This window comes from Moorena sp. SIO2C4 (assembly GCF_010672485.1).
Lineage (GTDB): Bacteria > Cyanobacteriota > Cyanobacteriia > Cyanobacteriales > Coleofasciculaceae > Moorena > Moorena producens.
This window is the reverse complement of the sequence record NZ_JAAHGN010000134.1, coordinates 1-10,795: the sequence shown is the minus strand read 5'-3', so window position 1 is coordinate 10,795 and position 10,795 is coordinate 1. Positions and strand designations below refer to the sequence as shown.

Annotated in this window: 11 protein-coding genes; 7 read left to right on the top strand and 4 right to left on the bottom strand. The window is 41.4% G+C overall.

Features of this window, described 5'->3' with window-relative positions; all coding sequences use genetic code 11:
* On the top strand, positions 1-1,327 hold a 1,327-nt coding region (locus tag F6K20_RS10005; protein ID WP_287294568.1), incomplete at its 5' end, for a sulfate/molybdate ABC transporter ATP-binding protein.
* A gap of 220 nt (positions 1,328-1,547) precedes the next feature.
* On the opposite strand, the gene F6K20_RS10000 is transcribed toward F6K20_RS10005, so the two are convergent.
* From F6K20_RS10000 to F6K20_RS09990, 3 genes are all read right to left on the bottom strand, one after another.
* A complete protein-coding gene (locus F6K20_RS10000; protein WP_287294567.1) occupies positions 1,548-1,787 on the bottom strand; it encodes a hypothetical protein in 240 nt (79 codons plus the stop codon).
* 117 nt (positions 1,788-1,904) lie between these two features.
* Entirely contained in the window at positions 1,905-2,288 is a 384-nt protein-coding gene (locus tag F6K20_RS09995; protein WP_287294566.1) for a coiled-coil domain-containing protein, read from the bottom strand.
* A gap of 2 nt (positions 2,289-2,290) precedes the next feature.
* Positions 2,291-3,337 carry a hypothetical protein gene (locus F6K20_RS09990; RefSeq protein ID WP_287256183.1) on the bottom strand — a complete coding sequence of 349 codons (1,047 nt, stop codon included), beginning with the start codon at positions 3,335-3,337 and terminating at the stop codon, positions 2,291-2,293.
* Between the two features lie 33 nt (positions 3,338-3,370).
* On the opposite strand from F6K20_RS09990, the gene F6K20_RS09985 reads away from it, so the two are divergent.
* From F6K20_RS09985 to F6K20_RS09965, 6 genes are all read left to right on the top strand, one after another.
* Positions 3,371-3,595, top strand: coding sequence for a hypothetical protein (locus F6K20_RS09985; protein WP_287256181.1), 225 nt, complete (start codon positions 3,371-3,373; stop codon positions 3,593-3,595).
* 302 nt (positions 3,596-3,897) lie between these two features.
* On the top strand, positions 3,898-3,984 hold the full coding sequence (locus F6K20_RS39850; RefSeq protein WP_502708301.1) for a hypothetical protein: 87 nt from the start codon (positions 3,898-3,900) through the stop codon (positions 3,982-3,984).
* Positions 3,985-3,997: 13 nt separating this feature from the next.
* Positions 3,998-4,348 carry a type II toxin-antitoxin system HicB family antitoxin gene (locus tag F6K20_RS09980; protein ID WP_287294565.1) on the top strand — a complete coding sequence of 117 codons (351 nt, stop codon included), beginning with the start codon at positions 3,998-4,000 and terminating at the stop codon, positions 4,346-4,348.
* Positions 4,345-4,587 (top strand): hypothetical protein, encoded by a 243-nt coding sequence (locus F6K20_RS09975; RefSeq protein WP_287294564.1) that lies wholly within the window; start codon positions 4,345-4,347, stop codon positions 4,585-4,587. The genes F6K20_RS09980 and F6K20_RS09975 overlap by 4 nt, the downstream gene beginning before the upstream one ends.
* Complete coding sequence (locus F6K20_RS09970; RefSeq protein ID WP_287294563.1) at positions 4,584-5,006, top strand: PIN domain-containing protein; 423 nt, start codon at positions 4,584-4,586, stop codon at positions 5,004-5,006. The genes F6K20_RS09975 and F6K20_RS09970 overlap by 4 nt, the downstream gene beginning before the upstream one ends.
* A 66-nt stretch (positions 5,007-5,072) precedes the next feature.
* Positions 5,073-5,195, top strand: coding sequence for a hypothetical protein (locus F6K20_RS09965; protein WP_287294546.1), 123 nt, complete (start codon positions 5,073-5,075; stop codon positions 5,193-5,195).
* A 16-nt stretch (positions 5,196-5,211) separates the two neighbouring features.
* On the opposite strand, the gene F6K20_RS09960 is transcribed toward F6K20_RS09965, so the two are convergent.
* Positions 5,212-10,795: AAA family ATPase (locus F6K20_RS09960; protein ID WP_287294544.1), on the bottom strand; the 5,584-nt coding region annotated here is incomplete at its 5' end.

Sequence of the window (10,795 nt, the reverse complement as noted above, 5' to 3'; positions counted from 1 at the left end):
TCCCCTAACCCCCCTTAATAAGGGGGGGACAAGAACTTCCCTGATTAAGGGGGGGACTAGAGCTTCCCTTAATCAGGGGGGAAAAGAGCAGGGAGCAGGGAAAAAATCTAATATAGAAGTAAGTAAGGGATCCCCCCTAACCCCCCTTAATAAGGGGGGGACAAGAACTTCCTGGATTAAGGGGGGGACTAGAGCTTCCCTTAATCAGGGGGGAAAAGAGCAGGGAATAGAGAAAAAATCTAACATAGAACCAAGTCAAGGACTTTTAGTAGAGTTACGAAAAGAGGTAAGCTCTAGCTTTACCCTAGATGCTAAATTTACTGCTAATGGTAAGCCCTTAGGAATCTTAGGGGCTTCTGGTTCTGGTAAAAGTATGACGCTACGGTGTATTGCTGGTTTGGCTACACCGACTCAAGGCCGGATTGTCTTGAACGGAAGAGTTTTGTTTGATTCCAAACAGGGTATTAATCTTCCTCCTCACCAACGTCGCATTGGTTTTGTGTTTCAGAATTATGCCCTGTTTCCCCACATGAATGTAGCTGAAAATATCGGCTTTGGCTTGCAGGAATTGCCGAAAGCTCAAAGGAACAAACGGGTATGGAAATATATTGAATTGATGCATTTACAGGGACTGGAAAAGCGCTATCCTCACGAACTTTCTGGGGGTCAGCAGCAGCGGGTAGCCTTAGCAAGAGCAATGGCGATCGCACCAGAAGCGTTACTATTAGATGAGCCCCTTTCTGCCCTTGATACCTATCTACGGAATCAGATCGAAATGCTACTAACGGAAGTTTTCTCTAATTATCAAGGAGCCACTCTTTTCGTCACCCATAAATTAGAGGAAGCTTACCGGGTCTGTGGTAATCTGTTAGTACTTTCTGAAGGAAATGTTATTGGTTATGACTCTAAAGAAGCTATTTTTGAGCATCCTCCTAGCTTTAGGGTAGCACAATTAACGGAGTGTAAAAACTTTTCTCGGGTTGAGATTATTGACCACCAAAAAATTCAAGCCCTGGACTGGAACTGTAGTCTCTCAGTTGTAGAACCGATTAGGAAATCTTTGGCTTATGTTGGCATCCGTGCCCATCATCTGAGATTTCTAAAAGAGCCAAATCAAGACAATACGTTTCCCTGTTGGCTGGTGACGATGAGTGAAACCCAGCACCGAGTTACACTTTATCTGAATTTATATACTCCTTCTAGGAATCCTAAACAGTATCACCTCCAAGCTGAAGTTTTTAAGGAAAAATGGCATCAGATTAAAGCTTGGCCTGAGCCATGGTATGTGGAGTTAGATGCTTTGAGGTTGATTTTGATGGAGAGTTGAACATAATCGTTTTTCAGACTAGGCATTGCTGAATTGAAGTATGAATGCGCGATCGTCTGGTTTTGGGAAAGCCCCCCGTTGGTTCTCCAACTGTGGGGGACTTTGAGAGTTTTGTTCCCCCCAAAATTGGGGGTTAGGGGGGCGAGACTAACTAAATTTCGTAAGTCCTATATTATTTAAAAAAGTGGCTCCGTTAACATAGGCAAGTGGTTCTCATATTCTAGAGTTGTCTACAGAATAACTTCACACGACTTATACAACTGACGCAGTATCTTCCACCATCTGTATCGATGGCACGTGCTCCCACAACGTAATGTCCTTCAGGACAAAAAGCATCATTACTCCTATCAGTAGTAGCTTCCTGTCTTGTCCCATCCCATCGATTGCCGTTAATCAGTAGGTTACCCTGAACAACCGTCTTATCTGCATTAGTAGTCAACCCTTGAAGTTGGTTTGACAAAGTCTGAACTTCATTCGATATTCTCTGATTAACACCAGATTCAATGTTACTAATCTTCTGACCAAGCTTTTGATCCTCCTGAGTAGATGTCTTGGTTAAATTATCTAATTTTTGATCTCAATTATCCTGATTTGCTTGAAGGGACTGAATCCTAGTATTTAACCCTTCCACACTATTGCTTAAAGCTTGATGATTTTGTGTCAGTTGCTCACGATTATTACTAATTTTAATAAAATTTTGTTCTAGTTTATTAGTTGTATTTCCCAACTTTTCGTTGAGCGACTTGACTTCGTTTCTAACACTTTCAAGTTCTTGAAGCTTTGTTTGTAACTCTTGCTTCATTAAACGAATTTCCGATAATGTTGCTTCATAACATTGAAAAGCCGTAGAGTTTTTATCACACTCCTGGCGACTGTTTTGACTGTTTACTAATCGAGTACAAGAAGCTACTCCTATACTAACTGTAAGGATAATCGTGCTTAATGCCATTAAACGTTTCATAATTATTCTCCTTGTGAGCTATTTGTTAGATAATTTTTCCAAAAACGAGTTTTTATTCCGTATTCTAACCAGTCTCCTTTTATTTGATCATGTAGATCTGGTGCAATATCTTTAGCTAAACAAGCCATTCGACTAGCATTGAGTTGAAGTTGTCCGTAGTTATCTGCAATTTGCTGCATAGTTAATATATGTCCACGCTGATTGATAATTTTGTTAATTTCACACTCAGATACACGGTAAAAATATATATCACTGCCTTCTTGGTATACCTGACGCATTTCTCTTTCACAAGAGGTACGACGACGAAATATGGAAAAAGGTAGGGTGCTGCGAGCCTTTTCAATTATTTTATTAAAGCTAATTCGTAAATCTTCAATAGTGCCTGCCCTAGAGCAATTAAGTGTTTTTACAAGTTCATCTAATTTAAGGAAAATATCTCGCTCAAGGTTCTCCAATCTTGTAATTGTAGGGTCAAACAGTTCTTTGTAAAAAGTACCTGGAGTTTTTTGCACAATCTTATCAACTTGAGCAAGAAGCGTCATCATCTCTAAAGCAATTTGGTTGATTCGCGCTTCTAGGGATTGATCAACAGTACCAAGAGTATAGCGGACATCAATAAGAGTCTCTGCACGAGCACGATTAATCTCTAAGAAGGTTTCCCGCATTACGCCACGATAGCGCTCATCTACTCTTTCCAAGATATGATCAATATCCTCAACCACTTGATTTTCAATATCTAGGATATTGTCTTTACTATGGTCTAAAAGTCTCTGAGCAGCTTCCTCAGTGCGGAGAATGTTATTTGCTGCTACCCGATCAACTTTATTGATTACATCATCACTAAAGGGGCGTATTGAACTATTAAAAAAGTCCTCAAATTCTTTTAAGGCTTTATCGCTTGCACCTTCAGCAACACCTTCAGAAACAATTTTAAATGGTTTTTTAAGAGCGTCTTCGACGCTATCGAATAATTTGCTAAGAGCTAAAACTCTAGGTTGCATTGAAGCAAGTATTACGCATACAAAAGGTAATAATTTCAGAGTCTTCATTATTTTAGTTTTTAGGCGTTGCTTAATAATGGAATGATTTTAAGAGTAGGTGCGCGCCTCCTAGGGCGAGTAAATCGCCCTTGGGTCGCACCTGTGGAATGGGCATCTTGCCCGTTCCTGATCTTTTCGGTCGTGCAGGATACCCACCCTACTTCTATTCATTCCTTGATTCAGCAACGCCGGATAATTACCCTTAATACAAATCTGCCCCATCTCCCCATCTCCCCATCAATCTTCTTGATGACTGAAGTTAATTAATACATTTATTCTATTAATTTATAAAAGCTTGACTGTGCTGACATTATAGTAAAGTCTTGATTTAATGACAATCGCTGACGAAAGAAAGAGGCTTTGGGAAGGCGGTTTCGGGAGCCAAGCCCTCACGGATCCCTTCGCCCTTGACTACCGGACAATAATGTCCGATAGTTTTATTATGAAAGGAAGTGAGTTCATGATAGAGGGTAAAAAAGTTAGCAAGAGAGCGTGGTCTCGAATCTCGTGTTGACAAAAAGCGCGGGAAAGGAAGCCACGTCACACTCTATTTTGGTGATCGATTTACTATTGTCCGCAATCCCAAAGATGAACTCAAGACTGGGACATTGAAGGCAATGCTACGTCAGCTTGGTCTACAGGAAGATGAAATTTAACCATGCCATTACTATGAGTCGATTTTCATTCCCGGCTACATTTACCCCTGACGAGTCGGATGGCGGGTTTGTGGTAACTTTTCAGGATCTGCCAGAAGCCATTACTCAGGGAGATTCCATGGAACAAGCCTTCGCTGAAGCAGCGGACTGTTTGGAAGAAGCGATCGCTGCGAGAATTGATGACAAACTCGACATCCCCAATCCCTCACCCCCAGCAGACGGAGACTATTTAGTCCCAGTCCCAATTCAGACTGCCTTAAAAGCTGCCCTTTACCTGGCCATGTGCGAGGCAGGGATTACATCACTCCAATTGGCCCATACTCTAAAATTAGAAAAGGAAGTTCTTGAGGAAGAGAGCCAATGACATGGCAAGAATTGCAAAACCAAGCATTGCAATTACCAATAAGTGTACGCTGGCGTTTAGTCGAGTCCCTGTTGGCCTCAATTGAACAAGAAACCCTGTTATCTATGTCTAATAGCTCAATTTCAACACCAATGACTGATCTTGATCCTTGGACTCAAAGCCTACTTGGTGTGCTTGAGCTAAGTCCAGAGGATTCCAAGGAGTCCTACATCGATTATCTTGAGGAAAAATACCAGTGAGACGGGTGTTGTTTGATAGTGACGTATTACTTGATGTTCTAGCTCAACGCCAACCATTTGTGGTTGCTTCGGCACAAGCATTAAATACAGTAACCCAGGAAGACCTTGAAGGATATGTTTCAGGCCATGCCATAACCAACATTTTCTATATTTTGCGTCGTCAGGTGGGGAGTGACGTTGCACGGAGATTACTATCGACGTTATTACAACGTATTCAAGTTGCCAGCATAACCGATCAGGTGATTCGAGCTGCTCTGCAAAGCTCCATGACGGATTTTGAAGATGCGGTCACCAGTGAAGCTGCACTTGCCTTAGGTCTCGACCTGATCGTTACACGCAATATATCTGATTTTGTGTCATCTTCAGTTCCCGTAATGCTACCGGAGGAATTCTTGGCAGCGCTATCAGAATCAACTTGAGTGCAGGTTCGGGGATAATCCTTTGGGGAGCCGCTACGCGAACGCATTCTGTTGTACCATCCTGACTTGAGACTCCTAAATTTCAGAGCTTTAGGAATCCGTGTAGGAATTGTGATAATTTTTGATACCCTACTCCCTACTCCCTACTCCCTACTCCCTATTCCCTATTCCCTTTACTATTTTAATTGAAAGTCCAACATCTCAGTCACACATGCTGCTCAACCCAACTGCGGTCAAAGATCGATTGATAAATCCGGTTATTGACTCTCAGAGATCCCTGTTGCTTAACTACTAACCCAGACAACAGCAATTCCTTTTCGTCTGGACTGTCAACAGCCACCACTTCTCCCTGGTCCACAATTTGTCGATATATCTCCAGTAGCCTTACAGATTGTTTACTTTCGAGGATGCGATCGCGTATGGTTCTCAAATGCTCCGGTTCATCCTGGGATTCCCAATTTTCTATCACCCTGGTTCGCACCAAATTTTCAATCCATTCAGCTTCGTCGTTGGTAGGGATAGCAGATGAAGTACTGCGGATAAATTGACAGACCTTTTGGGTCAAAAAAGGCTGACCACTCGTCCATGCTAACACTTCTTTGAGCAGTGTTTGAGGATTGGTCACTTTCTCTGCTAATCCTTGAAGCAAAGGTTGAGCTTCATGCTCTTTAAAGCCCTCTAGTTGAATCGCCTGACCAATATTAAAAGGAGTTCTTTTGTGGTCAGTAATTAAGCCAGAGGGGGTAGCAACTCCAAAAAGAGCAAAAGTTAAATTGCCATAGTCTCGATTGATAGTACGCTGATTATAGCAGGAGCGAATCAGAGCAAAAAAGTCATTAACTGGAAAATTCAAGCCCAACACACTATCAACTTCATCAATAAAAACTACCCTTTTATTGGGTAAACTGTTATCTGGTTTATCAAGTTCATCTAGCAAGACTTCTTCTATAAATTGACTCAACCGCTGAACCGTAGAAATATCCCCTCGTTCATTCCACCACTTTTTTAAATTCACCTTTCTTAGTAAACCAAAACTTCGCCATAGCTCTACTGCCAATCCCTTATACCATTGGTCAGGGGTAACATTTTCGCTGCCAATCCGAGTCAAGTCGATGGCCGCGCAGCTAATCCCCTCATGGTTCAGGTGGTTAATCATACGTACCATCAGGCTTGACTTGCCCATCTGGCGGGGATTGAGAATGTAACAAAACTTCCCTTGCTTTAATGATTTGTAGAGAGTTCTGTCAGCAGAACGCACCACATAAGTGGGAGAATCCATCGGTAAACTTCCCCCCACTTGATAATCAAAATTCGCGGCTTGTTCGTCACTCTTCAGTAACTCGTTTTCAAATATTAGTTCCGCTTGAGTAGCTTTCAGAACTTCCAAAGTTTGAGATAGTTCTTGAGTGCGCTCTTCTACTTTAAGCTCTAGATTGCGGTTATAGTCTTCTAACTGTCCATAGAGACGAGCATTTTCAATAGAGATAGCAGCTTGAGCAGAAAGCATTCTTAAAACTTCAATGCGATCGCTCGTAAATGCCTCTGTGGTTAAATTATTTTCTAAATATAAAATACCGCTTAGTTTACCTTGATTTAACAAAGGAGTACAGATAATCGATTTGGGTTGAGTGGCAACAATGTAAGGGTCACGAGTAAATTGTCCTTGATTAGCCGCATCACTTAAGACTAAATTTTCCTGGGTGCGAGCCACATAATTAATGATAGAGACTGACAAGACCGGGGTTTGACTAGCAGCATCCACAGAGTCTACTGGCAGGGATTGCAGTGTAGTAACTTGATCAGAATCCACTGTTCCTTCAGCTTCAATTACCCAATCACCGTCTTTATATAGTATCAGAAAACCTTGTTGAGCGCCAGCATTCTCAATCAGGATTTTCATTAACTTTTCCAGCAACTTGTCTGGGATAATTTCCCCAGAAATTGTTTGCGATGCTTTGAGAATGCTATTGATATCCAAAACACCGGATGTAGTTTTACCTGAGTCGGTAATGGACGGATTTAAGCTAGTTTTAATACTATCTGTTGAAACTGTAGCTAAAAATTGTGGGTATCGAGCTTCCAAATCTTTGACCTTAGCCACAGCTCCCCAGCCTTGATAAGTATAGTGGGCATCTTGTAGGTAGTGGCGAGCAACGTGGTTTTGGTTTCTGGCTAAATAGAATTTGCCTGCTAGTTCATAAGCTAGGGCTTCGTCGTTGAGATATTCGTTTTTATGGGCTAAAGTAATAGCGCGGTCGTAATAGTCTCTAGCTTCGCTATCTTTGCCTAAAACTCGGGATCGTTCAGCTTCGACTAGATAAAATTTGTGTAGAAAATTCATCGGAGCTTGCTTTGCCCATAGTTCCATTTTTTCTTGTTTAGCAGCAACCTTGGTCAAGATTTCTGCTCTTTCAGTCTCTGAAGCATCAGGATAAAATGCTAGCCGAGCCAGGGCGTCATAGAAGTAGGCAGTGGTAAAGATGAATGATGAGGCAGCATTGGCAGCATATTCTTCAAACTGGTCGGCATTTTCAACCGCTTGCTGAAATTCCTGGAAAAGATAACATAGAGTGAGTTTATGTGAATAAGCATGCATCAGTGCAGTGCGATCTCCACTGGCAAGATGGGCTGGCATCATCTTTTCTTCATCATATGCTTCACCAATCAAACGGCAGGGATTGTCGGCTTCTCCCATCAAGTTAAGGATAGCCTGCATATAGGTTTGAGTCCAATGAATGAAAGCTTCCTGCTTAGTTTGAATAGTAGCTGCAATTGCTTTTGCCGTCTCTTTCTTAGCATCGATTAGTTCCACACCACTTAGGTACAAAGCGTAGACATATCCATCTATAGCACTAGCAGCATGTTCAAGATCTCCAGTTTCTATGCCACTTTGATAACCTTCCATGCAAAAAGATGATGTATCTCTGAGGGGTTCCTTCCAATGCTTGAGAAATATTTTATAGGTTGAATAAGTTCTGGCTTTGAATGTTCTATCTTTGAATAGTTCTAGCAACTTTAAAGCAAGTTGACCAAACTGATAGCCAGCCTCAAGCTCTCCTCTTAAGCAGAGGATAATCCCGTAACCTACATAGGGAAAAGCAGAATCAGCAGAATTACCGTACTGAATCGATAAATTAACCTGTCTGCACCAAATGACCAAGCAAAGTTGATTATTTGTTATGAACGTAGGAGTAAACAAGTAGTTCATAATCCCCATAGTTGTTAATTTATAAGGATCGGTCATTTGGGGTAAGTCAATTAGCTCCTGAGGTTGCCTGCCCCCTAAGGCAGACTTGATCTGCTCTATCTCTGCCGTCAGATCAGATTGGCTGGGTCGTTCGGGTAATTCGATCCCAAGTAATTTCAGAACTTCTAGCCCAGTTTTGATTGCTTCTATGAATTTAATTTGGGCAGAATAGGCTTGGATTTTGACTTCATAGACTTTGACTTTGTCTAGCAGTGTTTGGGCTTTTTGCAAGACTATCTCAATCAAGGGCTCCATTTGGTCGTAGTTGGCAATTGTATAAGCGGCTTCTGCTGCCTCCACATAAAAATTTAAGGTAAGATCATACTGCTGTGACCAACTCTGGTTACTTAACAAACTTAAGCCGGTCTGGAGATAATTGAAAGCCGGTTGACGAGCAGCTGAGGATTTGGCTTTTTTGCCTGCCCGTAGATTTAATCGAGCTAACTCATCTCGCTCTGTTTGTTCCTCAATTAGCTCCCGACCTTTGTTCAACTGGTTAACAATCTCAAACAGCTTCTGTTCAGATTCTTCAGAGGATGTATTTTGCAGTAACAACTTGCCAACCCCCAGATGTACTGCTTGGGTATCTGCTTTGGGAATCAGCGAGTAAACTGCTTGTTGGATGCGGTCGTGGGCAAATTTGTATTCTACAATTAACTGATTTGACAACCCTTCGATATCAAGTTCCACCAACTGGTAGGCATAGCTAAGGGGTATAATTAGACCAGATTGGAGTGCTGACCGTAAATCCGTTGCAGTTTCCCCTATAGATTTTTCATATATCACTGCCAGTGTTTTCAGGTCAAACTGGTTCCCTATGCAAGCTGCTAATTTTAATAAGGCTTGAGTTTTTGTGGGTAAGTCTTTAACTTTTTTAGTCATCAACTCCACCACATTATCTGTAAGGGGTTGCGCTTTTATTTGCTCTATATCCCACTCCCATTTCTGAGAAGGATAGTTAAAATACAACCAACCTTCAGAATACAGAGATTTTATAAATTCATTGATAAAAAACGGATTTCCGCCAGTTTTTTTCTGTATTAATTTTGCAAGGGGTTTAGCAGTTATTGAATCTACGAAAAACGTATCAACGATAAGTTGGCTAACATCAGTTAAGGCTAAGGGGGGAAGTAGTATTCTCTTAATGTTTACCCTGGCTGATTCAATCTTTTCCAAGGTTTGAGTCAACGGATGTACTTCGTTTACTTCATTATCTCGATATGCCCCAATGAAAAATAGATATTTATTATCTGCTGCTGTCATCAGCAGTTGAATTAATTCCAACGAAGCTCTATCTGCCCACTGTAAGTCGTCAAGAAAAATGACTAACGGATGTTCCGGTTGAGTGAATATCTTAATAAATTTTTGAAAAACAAAATTAAAGCGATTCTGGAGTTCTGTTGGCGGAAGCTCTGGCACAGGTGGTTGTGGACCAATAATTAGTTCTACTTCAGGAATAACTTCAATGATTACCTGTGCATTTTCCCCTAATTCAAGTTGTAGCTTTTCTCGCCAATTGTTAATCTCTTGCTCACTTTCGGTGAGTAATTGTTGTACTAATGACCGAAATGCCTGAATTAAAGAAACGTAGGGAATATCTCGTTGAAACTGGTCAAACTTACCAGAAATAAAATAGCCATGTTGGCGAGTCAGGGGCTTATATACCTCCTGTATTAATACGGACTTGCCAATACCAGAATACCCCGAAACCAGCATCATTTCACTAGCTCCTTGGCTGACTCGATCAAAAGCAGCTAATAGGGTAGAAATCTCCTGTTCTCGCCCATATAGTTTTTGTGGTATTTGAAATTGATCGGAAACATTGTGCTGATCGATCACGAAAGCATCAATTTGCCCTTTGGTTTGCCACTGTCTGAGACATTCTGCTAAATCTGCCTTAATCCGATAGGCTGATAGATAGCGTTCTTCAGCATTTTTCGCCATCAATTTCAACAGGAGCGCTGAAAGAATTGGTGGAATATCTGGTTTGATTTCTTGTGGTGGTGTCGGTTGTTTAGCAATATGACAATGGACTAATTCCAAAACATCATTGCTGGGGAAGGGTAACTCTCCCGTCAGCAATTCATAAAAGGTCACCCCCAGGGAGTAAAAATCAGTGCGGTAATCGATGGCTCGATTCATGCGACCCGTTTGTTCTGGGGAAATATAAGCTAAAGTTCCTTCTAATACATTCGGATTGCGAAAGGTTGATATTTCTCGCGACAGTGTGGTTGAAATACCAAAATCAATTAGCTTAAGTTTACCAGTATTCTGATTTAAGATAATATTTGATGGGTTAATATCTTTGTGAATAATATGCTGCTGGTGAACCTGACCGAGAATGTCAACAATCTCAATGGCCAGGTGGAGAAACTCAGCAATTGTGAATTCCTGCTTCGGAATTATCCGATTGAGAGATTCGCCCCCAAAATCTTCTAACACCATCACCCAGTTAGTTTCTAGCTTTTCCCAGCTGTAAACATCGATTACACCGGGTAGGTTAATAGTTTTGGTTGTTTCATACTCTAGCTTGAACCAAGCA

What these genes read in the sequence shown, in the direction of transcription:
- F6K20_RS09995 (WP_287294566.1), bottom strand. Translation starts at nt 2,288, where the DNA reads ATGAAACGTTTAATGGCATTAAGCACGATTATCCTTACAGTTAGTATA.
- F6K20_RS09990 (WP_287256183.1), bottom strand. Translation starts at nt 3,337, where the DNA reads ATGAAGACTCTGAAATTATTACCTTTTGTATGCGTAATACTTGCTTCA.
- F6K20_RS09985 (WP_287256181.1), top strand. Translation starts at nt 3,371, where the DNA reads ATGATTTTAAGAGTAGGTGCGCGCCTCCTAGGGCGAGTAAATCGCCCT.
- F6K20_RS09980 (WP_287294565.1), top strand. Translation starts at nt 3,998, where the DNA reads ATGAGTCGATTTTCATTCCCGGCTACATTTACCCCTGACGAGTCGGAT.
- F6K20_RS09975 (WP_287294564.1), top strand. Translation starts at nt 4,345, where the DNA reads ATGACATGGCAAGAATTGCAAAACCAAGCATTGCAATTACCAATAAGT.